A 19036-nucleotide genomic window follows, 5' to 3' on the forward strand; every position below is an offset into this window, starting at 1 on the left:
TGTAGGGGAGAGGCTTAGGGTGAGGGGGCAACAGGGGCACGGCGCGTCAGCCCCGGCGCCTGCCACATCGAGGTCGTTAATCCGCTGTCCACCAGACCGAGCTGCTCGGCGTACACCGACTGCCATTTGATCATCATCTCGTGATACAGCTCGCGATGCGCCGGATTGGGCGTAAATTCCCGGTGCCAGCTCACCAGCTTCTCGCCCGTCGCCGCCATATCGCCGTACAGCCCGGCGCCGGTGCCGGCGGCGATCGCGCAGCCCAGCGCCGTCGCCTCGCGGACCTCCGGCACCCGCACCGGGAGGCCGGTGACATCGCTGAGGATCTGGCTCCACAGCGCGCCTTTTGAGCCCCCGCCCGCAAAGACCAGGCTGTCAAACTGCACGCCGGAAAACTGCGAAATTTGCGCCAGATTACAGGCAGAGACAATCGCCGCGTTCTCTTCCAGCGCGCGGAAGAGGGTGGCCTTATTGCATTTTTCCGGGTCGATGGAGAGGTTAATAAACGACGGCGCGGCGTGGTACCACTGCTTAAAGTGCATGGCGTCAGAGAAGATCGGCATCACCCCGTGGGAACCCGCCGGCACGCGGCTGGCCATCTCTTCGAGCAGGCTGTAGGCGTCGACGCCGAGGCGCCCGGCAATCAGCTTCTCTTCCGCGCAGAACGCGTCGCGGAACCAGCGCATGGTCAGGCCGGTGAAGAAGCTGATGGACTCCGCCTGCGCCATGCCGGGAATGACGTGCGGGTTAACGCGAATATTCATCTCCGGGTCAGTTCGGACTTCCGGCAGATTAACCACCTGCTGCCAGAAAGTGCCGCCGAGCACCGCCGTCTGCCCGGCGCGCACCACGCCGAGACCCAGGCAGCCGAGCTGGACGTCGCCGCCGCCCATCACCACCGGCGTGCCCGCGCGCAGCCCGCTTTGCGCCGCCGCTGCGTCGGTCACCGCTCCCAGTACGCTGCCGGTCTCTTTGACCGGCGAGAGAATATCGGCCCGCAGTCCGGCCATATCCAGCAGCGCCGGGCGCCAGTCGCGGCTGAACAGGTCGAGCATGCCGGTGGTTCCGGCGTTAGATGGGTCGACCGCCAGCTCGCCGGAGAGCTTCGCCGCCAGCCAGTCGCTGATCATGGTGATGGTCGCCGCCTTGCGGTAGATATCCGGGCGATGGTGGGCCAGCCACAGCAGGCGCGGCATGGCGCTCAGTGCCAGGGTCTGCCCGGACACGCCGTACACTTCGGATTCAAAACGGTCGTCGTGGATCTCTTTGAGCTCCGCCACCTCGCGGCTGGCGCGGGCGTCAACGTTGGCGCAGGCCCAGATGGCCTCGCCGTTGCGGTCGTAAAGCACGATGCCTTCACGCATCGAGCAGCAGGCCACGGACTGAATATCTGCCGCAGAGAGATGGGCGGCGGCCAGCGCCTGACGGATACACTGGCAGGCCAGTTGCCAGTTGGTGCCAAGGTCGAACTCCATCGAGCCGGGGACATTGTCCACGCTCAGGTGCTTCCATTCGGCCTGGCCGACCGCCATCTGGCGGCCCTGGAGATCGAATACGACCGCCCGAATGCTGCCGGTCCCGGCATCTAACGCTAACAGGTAACTCATGACATGCGCCTCGCTCGTGTTGCGCGGCGCAGGGCCGTTATGAGGCCAGCGTCAGCACCGCGCGTGCTGTTGTCTCTTCCGTTACCAGGCCATTAATCCGCTTGCCGATAAGGGCCGCGTAAATCGCCTGCGCTTTTTCTGTGCCCCCGGCGACGCCCACGATGGTCGGCAGCTGCGCCAGCTCATCAAGGGTGACGCCGAGCAGTTCCCGATGGATCTCCAGCCCTTCAACCGGTTTGCCGTCGGCCTGCAGGAAATAACCTAAAATGTCGCCGACCGCGCCTTTGCGGGCGTACATCAGCTGTTCGCCTTCGCTGATATAGCCGGAGCGCAGGATGGTGGCGTCCCGGCGCTGGTCAATGGCGCCGATACCTACCACCGCCGCATCCGCCGCCGTCGCGGCGAGGATCACGTCGCGGACGCTCGATTCCCGGCGCAGGATCTCCGCCACATCCGCCGATGACACCCGCAGCGGCGCGGGGATCATACTGACGCTACAGGCGGCATCCAGCTGGCCAATGCCGGTCATATACGGGCCCACGCCGCCGGAAAGCGTCACCAGCCGAACCTGCTGGGAGCCGATAAACCCGCTCAGATGCTGCAGGCAGCTCATGGTGGCTTCGCCAAAGCCCACCGCCAGCAGCTGTCCCGGCTCCAGCACGCCCATTAACGATTGCGCCGCGCCAATCCCCAGGCGGGTGTTCATCGGCGGGGTATTCAGCGCCGGCAGCACGCGGGCAATTTTCAGACCGAAACGCTGCTGAAGTTCGGTTTCCAGCGCCAGGCAGCCCTCATAGCGCGAATTAATCTGGACGCGGATCACCCCCGACTGGCGGCCCTTCTCCAGCAGGCGGGAGATCTTTAACCGCGGCAGCCCTAAACGCTCGCCGATGTCGTTCTGCGTCAGGCCGTCGTGGTAGTAACACCACGCCACCCGCGCCACCAGCTCCTCCTCGGCTAACGCCAGCCCGGCGTAGCGGCTCTCTTCCGTAATGCGTTTTTCGCTCATAAATTGAACTCTTATAAAAATTTAGATCATATGTTCGTTATTGCGCGGTCGGAAAATGTGAGCCGACTGGCAAAACGGATCTTTCGTTGTCCGCTGGTTTTCTTCAAACGATCGAAAGCATAAAACTGTGATCGTTGCACGGTTGTAAATATAGTTCACCGTCTACGCTTTTGAACATTATTAATTTAAAAAATCTTTTGTTCAAAATGAGGCGCGATGATGAAGCCACTGCTTGAAGCTCGCCAAATCGGCAAACAGTTCTCCGGCGTCACCGTGCTGAAGCAGATTGATTTCACGCTGCTTTCCGGCCAGGTGCACGCGCTGATGGGCGGTAACGGCGCCGGAAAATCGACGCTGATGAAGATTATCGCCGGGGTAGAGACCCCCGACAGCGGTGAGCTCATCCTCGGCGAACGTACATTTGCGCGCCTTACTCCCGCCCAGGCCCATCAGCAGGGCGTGTATCTGGTGCCGCAGGAACCGATGTTATTCCCCAATCTGACGGTGCGGGAAAATATTCTTTTTCGTCTGCCAAAGCGGGCGGATACCGAGGCCCGCCTGCAGGAAAAGCTTCAGCAGCTTAGCTGCCAGCTTAACCTTGAGGCGGCGGCCAGCACCCTGGAAGTCGCCGACCAACAAATGGTGGAGATCCTGCGCGGGCTGATGCGCGACGCGCAGATCCTGATCCTCGATGAACCCACCGCCTCATTGACGCCGGGGGAAACCGAGCGCCTGTTTCGCCAGATCCGCTCTTTGCAGGCGCTCGGCGTCGGGATCGTGTTTATCTCGCACAAGCTGCCGGAGATCCGCCAGGTCGCCAGCCACGTCTCGGTGATGCGCGACGGCGCGGTGGTGCTGAGCGGGGAAACCGCGCACTACGGCGACAATCAGCTGATCGGCGCAATGACGCCCGTCAGCCGCGATCGTGCGCTGAGCGACACGCAAAAGCTGTGGCTGGCGCTGCCGGGCAATCGCCGCACTCAGGCGCAGGATTTCCCGGTCCTTAGGGTTGAAGATCTGACCGGAGAAGGTTTTATCGATCTCAACCTGGAGATCCGCGCCGGGGAGATCGTCGGCCTCGCCGGGCTGGTCGGATCCGGGCGCACCGAATTTGCCGAAACGCTCTACGGTCTGCGACCGGCGCGCGCCGGGCGGGTATGGCTGGAAAACCGCGATATCAGCCGCGACAGTACGCGCGCCAGGCTGGCCTGCGGGCTGGTCTATCTGCCGGAGGACAGGCAGGTTTCCGGGCTGTTTCTCGATGCGCCGGTGCGCTGGAACACGGTGATGTTTAACCAGCCGTCGCTGTGGCAGCAGAACAGGCGCGAAGCGGCGGTGGTGGAGCGCTATCACCGGGCGCTGGGGATCAAAATGGCCGATGGCGATCGCCCGGTGCGCACGCTCTCCGGCGGTAACCAGCAGAAGGTACTGCTGGCGCGCTGCCTGGAGGCTAACCCGCTGCTGCTGATCGTCGATGAGCCGACCCGCGGCGTGGACGTTTCCGCCCGCGCCGACATCTATCAGCTGTTGAAAAGCGTCGCCGCGCAGAACGTGGCGGTATTGATGATCTCCAGCGATCTCGACGAGTTCGTTGGCCTGGCCGATCGGGTGCTGGTGATGCATCAGGGCAGGCAGAGCGGCGAGCTGGCGCAGCAGGCGGTCAGCGTTGACCGGATGATGACCCTGGCCTTCGGAGGACAGGCATGAAAACGTTATTAAAGAATCGTGAACTGAGCGCCTTTCTCGCCATCGTGGTGCTGTTTGCCGGGCTGGTGGCGCTCAACCCGGCTTATTTCAGTTTGCAAACCCTGGCTATGATCTTTGCCAGCGCGCAAATCCTTTGCCTGCTGGCGCTGGGGGCAACGCTGGTGATGCTCACTCGCAATATCGACGTTTCGGTAGGCTCCACCGTCGGCCTGAGCGCTATCGCGACAGGCGTGGCGCTGAATAGCGGGTATGGCCTGATGACCGCCATCGCCTTCGCGCTGGCGATCGGCGCGCTGGCCGGCGCCTTTAACGGCCTGCTGGTGGTGGGGCTGCGCATCCCGGCGATTGTCGCCACCCTCGGCACCCTCGGGCTTTATCGCGGGGTGATGCTGCTGTGGACCGGCGGTAAGTGGATTGAAGGCTTGCCGAATAGCCTGAAGGCGCTGTCGGAACCGGCGTTCATCGGTATTTCGCCGCTGGGCTGGCTGGTGCTGGCGCTGCTGCTGGCAGGCGGCTGGATACTGTCGCGCACCGCCTTTGGCCGTGATTTTTACGCCGTCGGCGATAACCTCGCCGCGGCCCGCCAGCTCGGGGTGGCGGTGAACCGCACGCGGATGCTGGCATTTACCCTTAACGGCATGCTGGCGGCCTGCGCCGGGATTGTGTTCGCCGCGCAGATTGGCTTTGTGCCCAATCAGACCGGCAGCGGCCTGGAGATGAAGGCCATCGCCGCCTGCGTGCTCGGCGGGATCTCGCTGCTTGGCGGTACCGGCACGCTGCTGGGCGCTTTTCTCGGCGCCTTCTTCCTCACCCAAATTGACACCGTGCTGGTGCTGTTCCGTCTCCCGGCGTGGTGGAACGACTTCATCGCCGGCCTGGTGCTGCTCGGCGTACTGGTGCTCGACGGGCGGCTGCGTCAGGCGCTGGCCCGCCATCAGCGGGCACTGAAGTACAGCCGCTTTCAGCCCGGTAATAAAGGGGGCAAGCGCGTGGCCCCGTTTCCCGAACGCAAAAACAAAGAGGTGGCGTAAATGAAGCTCAACTGGGAAAGCGCGCTGCTGGCGCTACTGGTGCTGGAGATCCTGCTGTTTGGCGCCCTGAATCCGCGCATGCTGGATCTCAATATGCTGCTGTTCAGCACCAGCGACTTTATCTGCATTGGCATCGTGGCGCTGCCGCTGACGCTGGTAATTATCAGCGGCGGGATTGATATTTCGCTCGGTTCCACCATCGGCCTGTGCGCCATCGCGCTGGGGGTGATGATGCAGGCGGGCTGGCCCATGAGCCTCGCGATCCCCCTGACGCTGCTGCTCGGCCTGCTGTGCGGGTTGCTGAACGCGGCGCTGATTCATTACACCGGCATTAGCCCGCTGGTGATTACGCTCGGCACCCTTTACCTCTACGGCGGCGGCGCGCTGCTGCTTTCTGGCATGGCCGGGGCAACCGGCTACGAAGGCATCGGCGGATTCCCGGATAGCTTTACCGCCTTCGCCAACCTGACCCTGTTCGGCCTGCCGATACCGCTGGTGCTGTTCGCCGTTATCACCTTTTTCTTCTGGCTGCTGGCCCACCGCGGGCGCTTTGGGCGTCACCTTTTTCTGCTCGGTCAGAACCCGCGCGCCGCGCGCTACGCCGCGCTTTCCGTTAACGGGATGCCCTACGCGCTGTATGGCCTGGTGGGCGTGGCGTCGGCGGTAGCGGCGCTGGTGATGGTCTCCTATTTCGGCTCGGCGCGCTCGGACTTAGGCCGCGACCTGCTGATGCCGGCGCTGACCGCCGCGGTGCTCGGCGGGGCCAATATCTACGGCGGTTCCGGCTCGATCGTCGGCACGGCGCTGGCCGCGCTGCTGGTGGGCTATTTACAACAAGGTTTGCAAATGGTCGGCATCCCCAACCAGGTGTCGAGCGCGCTGTCAGGGGCGCTGTTGGTTGTGGTGGTGATGGGGCGTTCGCTGAGCCTGCACCGTGAATGGGTGCGGATGAGCTGGCGGCGTCTTTTCTCGCGTAAAACAATCGGAGCATAAAATGAAAACAAAACTGATCGTGCTGGCGATGGCGCTGGGTATGGCATCGGCCCAGGCGGCGGACCGTATCGCCTTTATTCCTAAGCTGGTTGGCGTCGGCTTCTTTACCAGCGGCGGTAACGGCGCGAAAGAGGCGGGCAAAGCGCTCGGCGTGGACGTCACCTACGACGGCCCGACCGAACCGAGCGTCTCCGGCCAGGTGCAGCTGATCAACAACTTCGTCAACCAGGGCTACAACGCGATTATCGTCTCCGCCGTATCGCCGGACGGGCTGTGCCCGGCGCTGAAGCGGGCGATGCAGCGCGGGGTGAAGGTCCTGACCTGGGACTCCGATACCAAACCAGAGTGCCGCAGCATCTATATCAACCAGGGGACGCCGCAGCAGCTCGGCGGCCTGCTGGTGGAGATGGCGGAAAAGCAGGTGACGAAGCCTGGCGCCAAAGTGGCGTTTTTCTACTCCAGCCCGACGGTGACCGACCAGAACCAGTGGGTAAAAGAGGCGAAGGCCAAAATCGAAAAAGCGCATCCGCAGTGGGAAGTGGTGACCACGCAGTTTGGCTATAACGACGCCACTAAATCGCTGCAAACCGCCGAGGGGATCTTAAAAGCGTACCCGGATCTCGACGCCATTATCGCCCCGGACGCCAACGCGCTTCCGGCGGCCGCCCAGGCGGCAGAGAACCTCAAGCGCCAGGGCGTGGCGATTGTCGGCTTTAGTACCCCGAACGTGATGCGCCCCTACGTGGAGCGCGGCACGGTAAAAGCCTTCGGCCTGTGGGACGTGGTGCAGCAGGGCAAGATCGCGGTTAACGTCGCCGATCGTCTGCTGAAAAAGGGCGATCTTAACGTCGGCGACAGCGTTGATGTGAAAGATCTCGGCGTCCTGAAAGTCGAGCCCAACAGCGTACAGGGCTATCAGTATGAAGCGAAAGGCAACGGCATCGTGCTGCTGCCGGAGCGGGTGGTGTTCACCAAAGAGAATATCAATAACTACGATTTCTGATGGAGAATGAGATGGCTGATTTAGACGATATCAAAGAGGGAAAAAACTTCGGCTTAGACCGTCCGCAGCAGAATACGCTCTATACGCTGAAGGGCTGCGGGTCGCTGGAGTGGGGGATGCAGTCGCGGCTGGCGCGTATCTTCAACCCGCAGAGCAACCGTACGGTGATGCTGGCGTTCGACCACGGCTATTTTCAGGGGCCGACCACCGGGCTGGAGCGTATCGATCTCTCTATTGCGCCGTTGTTCGAAGAGACCGACGTGCTGATGTGCACCCGCGGCGTGCTGCGCAGTCAGGTGCCGGCGGCGACCAACAAACCGGTGGTGCTGCGCGCTTCCGGCGGCAACTCGATCCTCAGCGAACTTTCCAACGAGTGCGTGGCGGTGGCGATGGAGGACGCGCTGCGCCTGAACGTCTGCGCGGTGGCGGCGCAGGTCTATATCGGCAGCGAGCATGAGCATCAGTCGATCAACAACATTATCAAGCTGGTGGACGCCGGCAACCGCTACGGTATGCCGGTGCTGGCGGTAACCGGCGTGGGCAAAGAGATGACCCGCGATGCCCGCTACTTCTCGCTGGCCAGCCGCATTGCCGCCGAAATGGGGGCGCAGTTCGTGAAAACCTACTTTGTTGAGGAAGGCTTTGAGAAAGTCACCGCCAGCTGCCCGGTGCCGATCGTCATCGCCGGGGGCAAAAAGCTGCCGGAGCAGGAGGCGCTGGAGATGTGCTGGCGGGCGATCGACCAGGGGGCTTCCGGCGTGGATATGGGGCGGAATATCTTCCAGTCCAGCGCGCCGCGCGCGATGCTGAAGGCGGTGAAAAAAGTGGTGCATGAGAACCTGAGCGCCCGCGAGGCGTATCAATTCTGGCAGGAGGAAAAACAGGGAGAGCTGCAATGAACGTAACGCTGGTAGAAATCAATATCAAACCGGAACGGGTCGACGAGTTTCTTGAGGTATTCCGCGCCAACCACGAAGGGGCGCTGCAGGAGCCGGGCAATCTGCGCTTTGACGTCCTGCAGGACCCGGAGGTGAAGACGCGCTTTTTTATCTATGAAGCCTATATCGACGATGACGCGGTGCTGGCGCACAAGAAAACCCCGCACTATCTGGCCTGCGTGGCGAAGCTGGAGGCGCTGATGTCGCAGCCGCGGCAGAAGCGCAGCTTTATCGGCCTGCTGCCGGAGGTGTAAGACGAGCCCTCACCCCGGCGGGGTGAGGGGACATCGTAGCTACTTACGGAAAAACTCGTTATACAGCATGTACAGATGCGCCGCGCTCCAGGAGAAGTTCGGCGCGCCCTGCTGAGCGCCGGTGAGCGGATTGTAGTTCTCCTGAATCGGGCCATCGGAGGTTAACCCCCGGGCGTGCCTGAAGAAGGCGCCCGCCAGCTGCAGCGCCTCTTCGCGGTGGCCGTAGCGCTCCATCCCTTTCAGGCCGAACCAGAACTGGTCCACCCACACGCGGCCGCGCCAGTAAATATCCGCGCCAAACGCCGGATTCGTTAATGCGGCGGTACCCAGCGGTACGAAAGTATTGAACTCTTTGTTGTCCAGCATCACCGAAATGACGTCATCGGCATGCGCCTGAGTGGCCGCGCCGTTGAACAGCGGCGACCAGCCCTCCGGCCCTTTGCCACGCTCGACGATCGGCTTACCGGCACAGCCGTTTGCCAGCGGCTGTGCTTCAATGCGAATGTCGTAATAGAATTTGCTCTGCGGGTCGAACATGCAGGTGTTGATATAGTCGGCGAGCTTTTGCGCCAGCGCCCGGTAGCGTTTTGCCTCCTCCGGCTTGCCGAGAAGGGTCGCCATCTCCGCCAGATAGTGGTTGTCGCTGTACATATAGCTGGCCTGATCGACCGACTCCTGCAGCAGCGAATAGCCGAGCAGATTGCCGCTTTTATCCCGGTTTTCAGCAAATTTCACCGTCCAGTCGCTGCGTTTGCCGCCGTCGGCGATGTATTTATCCAGCTGATCTTTATCGATAAAGCCGAAGACCGCCGCGTCGTCGCGCCCCGACTCCCAGGAGGCGGCCACCTGTGCCGGGATCTCCAGGCTGTCGTAATCGCCCTTCGCCGTCACCTGCTCGTAGGTTTTCAGGCCGGAAAGCGTCCGTTCTTTATCGCCCTTTTTCACGGTAAACAGCATCGCGCCATCGGCGGTGTTGTGCGCTTTATCGCGGGTCGCACCGTACTCCGGCACGCCGTTACCGTTGTGGTCGCGGTTGCGCAGCCACCAGTCATGGTAGGCCACCAGCTTCGGGTACATTTCCGCCAGCCAGGCTTTATCTTTCGTGACGTTATAGACTTCCATCACCGACCAGGCCGCCAGGCTCGGTTTGGTATTTCGCTCGTTCCAGTTGCTGCCGTCGCCGCCGCGCTCCGGGCTCAGGTTCCAGGCGATCAGATCCGGAATGAACCCGGCATCCTGCGGCCGCACTTTATCGTCGGCGGCAATCTGCCAGGAGAAGACGGCGCGGATGTTCTCTTTCGCGATCTCCGGGTTGAAGTGGGCCATGGCGTAGGCCTGCTTCCAGGTATCCCACGGCCAGGTCTGGTTGCCGGAGAACCAGCGCCCGGTTACCGACGGCGTGACGGTGTTGTGCTTAACGGCGCCGCCCGGCGCGCGCCAGTTGCCGTTAAGGGTTTCGATCGCTTTCACCGCCACCCGGGTTTGCTGCGCCGTGGCATCAGGATTGGTCAGCCCCTTTTGCAGATAGCCGTTCCAGCGCGCCTCGGAAGCGCGCAGATAGTGCGCCGGTCGCGCCAGAATATCGCGGATTTGCGCTTTCTCAAGGCGCACCTGCTCGGCGTTCAGCAGGTGCGAGTAGGTGGTATAGAGCGTGGTCGAGCCGTTGATTTGCGCGCTACTGGTGAATCGATGGCCATCGATTTGGGTGACCGTCGGCAGGGAGCGATGGATCTGATACTGCGATTCGCCGGAGGTCATTAAATCCGATGCGGAACGGACTTTACCGAAGCTGACCGTCAGTCCGTCGTGGGTCGCGCTCAGGCGGCGCTGATAGTCCGGGAAGGCCTGGTCGATGGTTTGCGTTGACTGCGGTTTCCCCTCTTTGGCGGAGAGCGTCTCCAGCAGCTCGCCGTCCCAGACCAGCTTAAGCGGACCGCTGCTGGTGATTTTAGTCTCCAGTAAAGACGTGTGCGCGCTGGCAAAACGCAGGGTCATCTCGATCTGTACGCCGGGCGCGGAGAGCGTTTGCACCAGCGCCCCGGGCAGGCTCCAGGCCTGCATGGTGAAGGCGACTTTTTTGCCGTTCTGGTACACCGTCAGGCGATCGAAATGGGTCGCCATAAAGTTGATGTACTCCTCGGTGAGCAGCGCGGGCCCCGGAAAGCTGCCCATGGTGGCCGGACCGTCCGGCAGCAGATGCCCATGCCATGCGCCCAAATCGAAAAACGGGTTGAAACGCTGGTGGTCGTCGCCATCGAAATCCTGCATCGCCTGCGGCGCGCCGCTGCGGTTGATAACATTTTTAAAGTCATCCGCGGTCAGCGCGTGGGCGGAAAAGCTTAGCAGCAGGGCGCAGGCCAGCGGCGTCAGAGTGGTGATGATTTTCACGGTATTGATATCCCTTTTTACCAATAGAAATATTGCATCAGGAAAACCTGGTCGCTCGGGTCTCCGGAGGCGTTTTTCATGTAGAAGCGGCTGTCCGCGGCGGTCGCGAACCGTCCGCCGCCGTATTCGTACCAGATGCCGAACTGCATAAACGAGGTGGTTTCCTCGGCGGCGCGATCCGGGCGGTGTTTGGCGTAGCTATAGGCGGTAGAGAGATACACGCCCTTGAGCGCTTCATACATGGCGCTGGCCATAAAGCCGGTCTCCGTTCCCGGCACGTTTTGCCCCCTGGCGCGCCCGGTATGGTGCCAGGCGCGGGCGGCGAGGTTGGGGGTGAGAATACCGGTTAACAAGAGCTGACCGGTACCGTCGGTTAGCTCAAGATCGTTCATCCAGGTGACCTTTTCGGCAATATCGTACTGGACGTAGCCGTTGACCATCGCCGGGTAGGTATATTTATCGTCGTAGCGGTCGTATTTGCCGAAATGGAGCCACGCTTTGCTTTCATCGTGGTGCCCGGCGGGCGTGGCGGTCACGCTGTAGCGAAAATCTCCCGCCAGGTTCTGCACCTTGAGCGCGTACATAATATCGCGCGTATTGGGGATCACGTAGCCGAGGTCGGGTGTGAAATCGCCCCACCACTGCAGATCGTCGAGCGATGAATCCTGGCGCAGGCTGAGCATAATCTCGGTGCTGCTATCGGTTTTATATCCGCCGTAGAGGCGGTTTATTCCACCTTCAAATCCGCCCCAGCCGTGGTCCGGTACCCAGGCATTCCCCTGACGATCGGCCTGGACCGTCCAGCCTTCGCCATAAATTAAGCCAAACCAGCTGCCGTGCTTTATTTCCAGCCCGCCTTCAATATAGGTGCCATCGCTATATTTATGTTTATCCTCACCTTCTAAATCCATATATCCGCCGACCCCCAGTTCACCGTAAAAACGATAGGAAGTGGCGCTCAGTTGAGGCGTTTTCATATCATCATGTTCCGCCGGGTGAGCAACATCAGCCGCTACGGCAGGTGTGCACAAGGCCAGGGCGGCAAGCGCCCCGTAAATCAAGTTATTCTTTTTCATCGCATTATTAAGAGATATTGTAATTTATTATTTTAGGGAAAATGGCTTATGACGCGTCCGAAGCCGGCGCCGCTTCAATTCTTTTTTCTTCTACCGTTAATCCCTTCACGTATTTGCTGTATTTCCACCACGCAAATCCGAGGAAGATAACAATGCCGCCGACGTTATAGAAAATAATGGTCAGAATATTGCCGCCGGTGGGAAAGGTTGAGGCGACGAAGCCGATAGCGAAAATAACAATCAGCATCGAGACCACCGTAATACCGGTGGTGCGTGAGCCCATTTTAAAATCGCGCGGCAGATGATCGAGCCTGCGGCGCAGGTTGAGATACGCCAGCATGATAAACAGCGGCGGCAGCATCGAGGCGGCGGCGGTCATGTTGATGATGGTGTTCATTAAATCCTGCACGGTACTGGAGCCCATCATCGGGATAATCATCAGCGGAATCACAATCAGGAACTGGATCCACGCCGCGCGCGCCGGTACGCCGTTTTGATTGAGCTCGACGGTTTTTTTACCAAATATGCCGGCCGGGATTTCGGAGAAAAAGATTTTGACCGGCGTCGCGGTCCACATTAATAACGAACCAAACATGGCGGTAAAGGAGACCAGGCCGACAAAACGGTTGACCACGATTTCCGGCAGGCCAAACCAGACCGCCATGCCGTGGAAGACCTGTACCGATCCGCCGGTATATTTCAGCGCTTTACTGCTGATAAACACGTTAATCAGCACCGAGGAAATGGAGTACAGCACGCCAATCACGATCCCGGCGAGGATAATGACCTTAACGAATGATTTCGATCCGCCTTTCACGTCATTGACGTACACCGCGACGGACTCCGCCCCGCCGGCCGCCATAAAGATCCAGGTGGTGATGCCGAGGAACGCCCAGTTAAAGTTCGGGATCATTGCGTCCACGGTAATCGGATCCGCTGGCTGAATACCGCCTACCAGCGCGCTGCCGGAAAGCAGAATGTAGGAGAGCGTCAGCAGCAGCATTAACGACGAGGTCACCGAGGTAATAGGACCCAGCATTTTTGCGCCGTTGGTGGACACCCAGGTCGACAGGGCGAACAGCGCCATGCTCAACATCGTGGTGGCGACGGGCGTCAGAATGTACTCGTAGCCGAGGAAGGCGTAGGAGGCATACGCGATGACTCTCGGCAGCAGCGAGGTGAAAAAGAACAGATTCACGAACCAGTAGGTGTAGGCGGTAATAAAGGCCCAGCGCCCGCCGAGGGAGCTTTTTACCCACGCATAAACCCCCGCTTCGGAGTTTTTATTCAGCGAAACGAATTCCGCGATGATCAGGCAGAAAGGAACGAAGTAGAGCAGGGTTGCGAGGAAGAACATGGGTGCCGACGCCAGCCCCAGCTCAATATTGTTATTGATCACGTTGTTAAAACTGAAGACGGCGGCGAAGGTCAGCGACAGCAGGCCGAACTTGCCGATGGTATTACGTTTGATATCAGACATAACACATCTCCACACATTGTCCTTCAGAGAATGGCCGAAGGGGATTGTGTTGTTTGTAGGGTAGAGGTAGTTAAGTATTGCGGTTAATTTTAGTAAAAATTTTAGTAAATAAAAGCGGTAAAAATGAATTGCTTTAACTCGATCACGAAAATGGTTGAGCGCGAGATCCTGGCTGGCGGGTAAAAAAAACCGCCAGACGATTTAACGCTGGCGGGAGGAACGGTCGCTTATTTCACCGGATTTACCGCTGATTTCAGCACCGATGGTTGGCTCTTGCGCTGTTTTTTCTCAAAGCGGGTTATCCACCACCACGCGAGTCCGGAGAAGACTGCGGTCATAAAGACGTTAATGAAGAAGGCATTCACCAGATCGACCCCCGGCGGGAAAGCCGAGGCGGTCATGCTGACCAGGAAAATCACCATCAGCATCGACACCACGGCCATCCCAACCTTTCGTGACCCCATGCGGAAGTCGCGCGGCGTGTCGTCGTGTTTCCAGCGGAAAACAAAGTAGGCGGCCATGATAAACAGCGGCGGTAGCATCGCGGTACCCGCGGTCAGGTTGATAGCGGTGTTCATCATTTGCTGAACGCTGGCGGAGCCGAAACCGTTCACGATGAGCATCAGAAAGACGAAGACAAATTGCCACCAGGCGGCGCGCACCGGCACGCCGTGGACGTTCAGCTCGGTGGTTTTTTTGCCATAGATGCCGGCAGGAATTTCAGAGAAGTGAATTTTTACCGGTGCGGCGGTCCACATCATCATGCTGCCGAAAATGGCGATAAACAGAATGATGCCGACGAAGCGGCCCATCAGCGCTTCTGAAATATGGAAATAGGCGCCGAGGCCGGTGAAGATTTCCACCATGCCGGCCGCATAGGTCAGATCTTCACGTGCCACAAAGACGTTGACCAGCAAAGAGCCCAGCGCGTACATGCCGCCAATCAGGATCCCGGCGGTGATGATGACTTTAATAAACGATTTCTGCCCACCTTTGGTGTCGTTCAGGTACGCGGCGACGGTTTCAGCCCCGCCTGCCGCCTGGAAAATCCAGCACATGATCCCCAGCGTCGCCCAGTTGATGGTAGGCGCCATGGCGTGCAGCGTAATCGGCTGCGCGGGGACATGGCCCGCGCCCAGCGCGGTAAAAGCGCCGACCACGTAAATCGCAAAGAGCGCGAAGACGCCATACGCCACGCATTCGGAGATTTTCCCCAGCCAGGTCGCGCCTTTAGTGGAAATGTGGGTGGCCATGGCGAACAGGACGATAGAGATCAGCGACGTGACCATCGGCGAGAAAGGAATGGCGTAACCCATAATGGCGTACGAGGCGTAGGCCACCACGTTCGGCAGCAGCGACAGGAAAAAGAACAGGTTCACAAACCAGTACAGGAACGAGCCGAGATAGGCCGCGCGGGTACCTAAAGGCTGCTTCAGCCAGGCGTACATACCTGATTCGGAATTCTTATTCGCTGACACGAATTCGGCGATGATAAACACAAACGGAATAAAATAGACCACCGTCGCAAACAGAAAGATAGGGGCGGAGCTGAGCCCTAACTCGATGTTGTTATTAACAATATTTCGTACGTTAAATACGGCGGCAAACGCCATCGACAGCAGGGCGAATTTACCTATTTTGGCACGAACTGATTCGGACATAAGTCCTCCGAAAAATTATCTGGCCCGCATTGAGGGTTAGGGCCGGGAAGGCCAGCGAGTCGATCCGCTGGCCTCATCTTGCTTTACGCGGGCTTACTTATTCAGGAAGTAGCCGTCTTCGATAGTTACTCTGAGCACCACCTTTTTGACCGGCGAGTCGCAGATAAAGCGATAGGCTTCATGGGTGTCGCAAATCACCATTTGTCCTTCGTGAACCTGCACGGTTTCACCAATGCCTTTCAAATATTCACGGTCGGTTTCATCGCGATAGCAGGCCACGGTCTGCAGCTGCTCTTTGGCGGCAAACTCAATTTTTTGCTGACCCTGAAGGTAGTAATGCACCTCGAAATAGCGGCGGTTGCCAACGAACAGCGCATCCGTGGTGCTGTCGCTTGCCACGCGATAGGAGAGCGAATCGCCGATAGAGTGGGCTACCCCGGGCCGAATATTGTCGATGTTATTAATCGCTTCTACGCAGCGCTGCCATTTACGCCCACTGTGATAAATTTGCTTAAACTGTTCTAAGTTATCGAGAATTCTCATTTTTCAGCCTCGCTGTGTGAATCGGAGGAAAAGAAACCGGCGCCAAAGCTATGATTCGCCAGCGTCTGCGAGGAAGCGCTCCCGCCTTCCAGCGGCAGCAGCGTAAAGCCATAGTTGAACGGTTTGAGCCACACCCGCCAGCTATCCAGCACCTCGCTCCCCCAGGAGTTAGAGCCCAGGCCGAGCAGTTGGGCGTCGATATTCAGGGTGATGTCATCGCTGCGACGCAGTTCGTTACAGTGCTGCGCGGCGTGCAGATTCTCCGCCGTATAGTGCCAGGCGCTGATGTTGAGCGGATCGCGCGGGACCACCATCAGACCGCTGCCGTGACGGTCGGTAAACGCGGCCCAGCGGACGTGCTGGCGGTTGCCGTTGTTCTGTGGGAACGGATAGTTCACGAACATGTCGTCCACGGTGGTGCGCCAGAGGTCAATGATGTTGCTCTGCTGGCTGTCGGCGTAGTTTTCGCCGGGACCGCGACCGTAGTAATCCACCTGTTCAAACTGGCCGTTAATGCCCAGCATAAAACCGATGCACGGCACGATGTGCGGATAGTCGCCGTAACGTTCGCCCGCAAGCTCAACGTTAATATGGCCCTGCGGGGTAATCTGCCAGCGATAGGTGCAGCGCATGCCGAAATCGAAAACCGGCGGGGCGATGATGCTGCGGGCGGTGATAATCACCGTATCGCCGCGCTGCTCGGCGCTGAATTCGCGCAGATGCTCCTGCATGATTTGCAGATGATTGGGCTGCCACAGCCCCTCGTATTCCTGCTTGTGGTTATCAATCATTGGCTTGAAGAAGTTAATCTTCGGCTCACGGGTCACCTGGTCTACGCCGTTCACCTGCCATTCGCTCAGTTTGCCGCTGATTTTAGAGAAGACCACGCGGAAGTTATGCCCGGTGATGCTGTAGCTCAGTCGTTCATCAGCTATCCGTAGCGGGGTTGCGCTGGCATTTATCAGCGGCGATTTCGTTGCCGTCTGTTCTTTTAGCCGGAACTGGTAAACGGCGATCGGATAGTTGGCCTCGCTGTACGGCGTACGGGAATCTTTGGTTACCATGATGTTGACGAAGGTTTCGCGATCGTCCAGCTCCGGCAGGTCGATAGTGATATCGCGGCCGCTGTTTGGCGCAAGATCGCGCACCTTAAGCTGCTGGCTGGCAAGCGTAGTCCCTTCGGCGCGCACTTCCACGCGCAGGGTGTAGTCATCGAGGGTCGAGAACCAGAGCTTATTATCGATGCGCAGTTCGCCGCGGGCGATGTCGATCGCCTGAACTTTTACCGGGGCGATAACCTGCTTGTACTCTCTGAGCCCGGGTCCAGGCGTCTGGTCGGAGAAAATCAGCCCGTCGAGGCAGAAGTTGTAGTTATTGGGATAGTCGCCGTAGTCGCCGCCGAATTTGTACCATACCGCACCGCTGTCGTCGGTGGCCTGGATTCCGTGATCGCACCACTCCCATACGTAGTGGCCCTGAATACTGTCATGCTGATAGAACACGTTCTGGTATTCGCTCAGCCCGCCGGGACCGTTGCCCATGGCATGGGCGTATTCGCAGATAATCCGCGGTTTGGCATGCGGATATTCCCCGAATTCGTTCATCAGCGGCACGCGGGTATACATGGTGGAGATGATATCCACCACCTCCGCGTCGCGATCCTCTTCGTAATGCACCAGCCGGGTATCGTCGATCGCTTTTGCGGCGTGATACATCGCCCGAATGTTGCAGCCATAGCCGGACTCGTTACCCAGCGACCAGATAATGATCGACGGATGGTTTTTCTGCGCGTGAATGTGGCGCACGATTCGTTCGACGTATATATGCTCCCATGCCGGATCATCGGTGATGGCGCTCAGATTGCCGACGTTGGCGAAGCCGTGGGATTCGACATCGGTTTCCGCCATCACGAACAGACCGTAAATGTCGCACATCTCATAGAAACGCGGGTCATTGGGGTAGTGGGCGGTGCGTACCGAGTTGATATTGTGCTGCTTCATCAGCAGCAGATCTTTCTCAACGCGGTCCATCCCTACGGCACGCCCCTTCAGATGGTCGTTGTCGTGGCGGTTAACGCCGTGCAGCATCACGTAGCGGTTATTGATGTAGAACAGGCCGTTGCGCACTTTGATATCGCGAAGACCGACGCGCTGCGGGATAACTTCGATAATCTCTCCGGCGGCGTTTTTCAGCGTCATCACCAGGTGATAGAGATAAGGATTTTCCGCCGACCACTGCTGCGGCGCCTTCACGTCGATCGCAAAGTCGACGTTCAGCAGATGGCTGATGCTCAGGCGCGGCGTTACGCCTTCATACAGCGCCTTTTCGCCGTCGAACAGCGCGTATTCCAGTGTGGCTGCGCCCGGCTGCGCGGCGAGATTTTCCAGCACCAGCTGGCAGGAGAGCGTGGCGTCGACGTAGTCATCGTTAAAATCGGTGCGCAGAGTGAAGTCCTGGACGTGAAGCGGGTTTTTGCCCATCAGATACACGTCGCGGAAGATACCCGCCGACCACCACATATCCTGATCTTCTATATAGGTGGAGTCCGCCCACTGCATGACGCGCACGCAAAGCAGGTTGTCGCCGATTTTTACCGCGTGACTAATATCAAACTCCGCCGTCAGGCGGCTGCCTTTGCTGAAACCGATGTACTGACCGTTAACGTACACTTCAAAATAGGTTTCGACGCCATCAAATTTAATCAGGGTCTGCTGGCCCTGCCAGCCCTCGCTGAGGGTAAAGATGCGCTGATAGGCGCCGGTAGGGTTGTCGGTCGGCACGTAGGGAACGTCAATCGGGAAAGGAAAGCCTTCGTCGGTGTACTGTAGCTGGCCGTGGCCTTCCATCTGCCACATTCCCGGTACGGTAATCGGCCCCCAGTCGCTCATGTATTGCGAGGTGAACGCTTCCGGCACCCGCAGCGGGTTGTTAAAGAAGCAGAAGTTCCACTGTCCGCTAAGGGACAAAAAGCGGCTGCTGGTTTCACGGGCGAAGGTTCGCGCCTGGGCCTGCGAATCGTAAGAGAAGAAATAGGCGCGCGGAGGCAGCCGGTTTTCATGAGTGAGTTGAAGATTTTCCCAGCGATTCATATCGCCTCCCTGAACGGACTAAACGGATAGAGGTTATTTTAGTAAAGCTTTTACTAAATAAAACCGCCGGGAGCGATTTACTTTAACTCGATCACAAAATGAGCGTTACCGGACGCCTGCGGTTAGCGTCGGGAAGGGGACATTCCCGGAGGCGATGCTGCGCATCTGTCCGGGCTACCGTTTGGCAGACGGCGGTGAACCCGTAGCCCGGGCAAGGCGCGTCAAGCGCCGCCCCCGGGAGCAGAGCGCAGAGAGGT

The 19036-nt window shown here is 59.2% G+C and carries 14 protein-coding genes; 6 read left to right on the top strand and 8 right to left on the bottom strand.

Annotated elements, in window-relative coordinates:
• Nucleotides 1–14: 14 nt before the first annotated feature.
• Nucleotides 15–1607, bottom strand: coding sequence for an autoinducer-2 kinase (gene lsrK / locus JLG71_RS03280; protein WP_200913970.1), 1593 nt, complete (start codon nucleotides 1605–1607; stop codon nucleotides 15–17).
• Between the two features lie 37 nt (nucleotides 1608–1644).
• The gene (gene lsrR / locus JLG71_RS03285; protein WP_004105944.1) at nucleotides 1645–2616 is read right to left on the bottom strand and encodes a transcriptional regulator LsrR; all 972 of its coding nucleotides are present in this window, start codon (nucleotides 2614–2616) and stop codon (nucleotides 1645–1647) included.
• A gap of 219 nt (nucleotides 2617–2835) precedes the next feature.
• Between lsrR and lsrA the strand changes: the two genes are divergently transcribed.
• Genes lsrA through lsrG form a run of 6 tightly spaced genes read left to right on the top strand, consistent with a single transcriptional unit; the run spans nucleotide 2836 to nucleotide 8542 of the window.
• On the top strand, nucleotides 2836–4323 hold the full coding sequence (gene lsrA / locus JLG71_RS03290; RefSeq protein ID WP_014226925.1) for an autoinducer 2 ABC transporter ATP-binding protein LsrA: 1488 nt from the start codon (nucleotides 2836–2838) through the stop codon (nucleotides 4321–4323).
• Complete coding sequence (gene lsrC / locus JLG71_RS03295; protein ID WP_014226924.1) at nucleotides 4320–5354, top strand: autoinducer 2 ABC transporter permease LsrC; 1035 nt, start codon at nucleotides 4320–4322, stop codon at nucleotides 5352–5354. The genes lsrA and lsrC overlap by 4 nt, the downstream gene beginning before the upstream one ends.
• Entirely contained in the window at nucleotides 5355–6347 is a 993-nt protein-coding gene (lsrD, locus tag JLG71_RS03300; protein ID WP_014226923.1) for an autoinducer 2 ABC transporter permease LsrD, read from the top strand.
• Between the two features lies 1 nt (nucleotide 6348).
• Nucleotides 6349–7350, top strand: coding sequence for an autoinducer 2 ABC transporter substrate-binding protein LsrB (gene lsrB, locus JLG71_RS03305; protein WP_025108305.1), 1002 nt, complete (start codon nucleotides 6349–6351; stop codon nucleotides 7348–7350).
• An 11-nt stretch (nucleotides 7351–7361) separates the two neighbouring features.
• On the top strand, nucleotides 7362–8249 hold the full coding sequence (gene lsrF, locus JLG71_RS03310) for a 3-hydroxy-5-phosphonooxypentane-2,4-dione thiolase (protein WP_004125444.1): 888 nt from the start codon (nucleotides 7362–7364) through the stop codon (nucleotides 8247–8249).
• Nucleotides 8246–8542, top strand: a complete 297-nt coding sequence (gene lsrG, locus JLG71_RS03315) for a (4S)-4-hydroxy-5-phosphonooxypentane-2,3-dione isomerase (RefSeq protein ID WP_004854408.1) — start codon at nucleotides 8246–8248, stop codon at nucleotides 8540–8542. The genes lsrF and lsrG overlap by 4 nt, the downstream gene beginning before the upstream one ends.
• Before the next feature lie 39 nt (nucleotides 8543–8581).
• Here lsrG and ygjK read toward each other — a convergent pair whose 3' ends face one another.
• From ygjK to ebgA, 6 genes are all read right to left on the bottom strand, one after another.
• A complete protein-coding gene (gene ygjK / locus JLG71_RS03320) occupies nucleotides 8582–10930 on the bottom strand; it encodes an alpha-glucosidase (protein WP_025108304.1) in 2349 nt (782 codons plus the stop codon).
• A 17-nt stretch (nucleotides 10931–10947) separates the two neighbouring features.
• Nucleotides 10948–12006 (bottom strand): protein YgjJ, encoded by a 1059-nt coding sequence (gene ygjJ / locus JLG71_RS03325; RefSeq protein WP_200913971.1) that lies wholly within the window; start codon nucleotides 12004–12006, stop codon nucleotides 10948–10950.
• Between the two features lie 46 nt (nucleotides 12007–12052).
• Complete coding sequence (locus JLG71_RS03330) at nucleotides 12053–13486, bottom strand: amino acid permease (RefSeq protein ID WP_154905612.1); 1434 nt, start codon at nucleotides 13484–13486, stop codon at nucleotides 12053–12055.
• Nucleotides 13487–13713: 227 nt separating this feature from the next.
• Nucleotides 13714–15147, bottom strand: coding sequence for an amino acid permease (locus JLG71_RS03335; RefSeq protein ID WP_014226913.1), 1434 nt, complete (start codon nucleotides 15145–15147; stop codon nucleotides 13714–13716).
• A gap of 93 nt (nucleotides 15148–15240) precedes the next feature.
• Nucleotides 15241–15690, bottom strand: coding sequence for a beta-galactosidase subunit beta (locus tag JLG71_RS03340; RefSeq protein ID WP_014226912.1), 450 nt, complete (start codon nucleotides 15688–15690; stop codon nucleotides 15241–15243).
• The gene (gene ebgA / locus JLG71_RS03345) at nucleotides 15687–18779 is read right to left on the bottom strand and encodes a beta-galactosidase subunit alpha (protein ID WP_200913972.1); all 3093 of its coding nucleotides are present in this window, start codon (nucleotides 18777–18779) and stop codon (nucleotides 15687–15689) included. The genes JLG71_RS03340 and ebgA overlap by 4 nt, the downstream gene beginning before the upstream one ends.
• Nucleotides 18780–19036: the final 257 nt, after the last annotated feature.

It is taken from the genome of Klebsiella michiganensis (assembly GCF_015139575.1).
Taxonomy (GTDB): Bacteria; Pseudomonadota; Gammaproteobacteria; order Enterobacterales; family Enterobacteriaceae; genus Klebsiella; species Klebsiella michiganensis.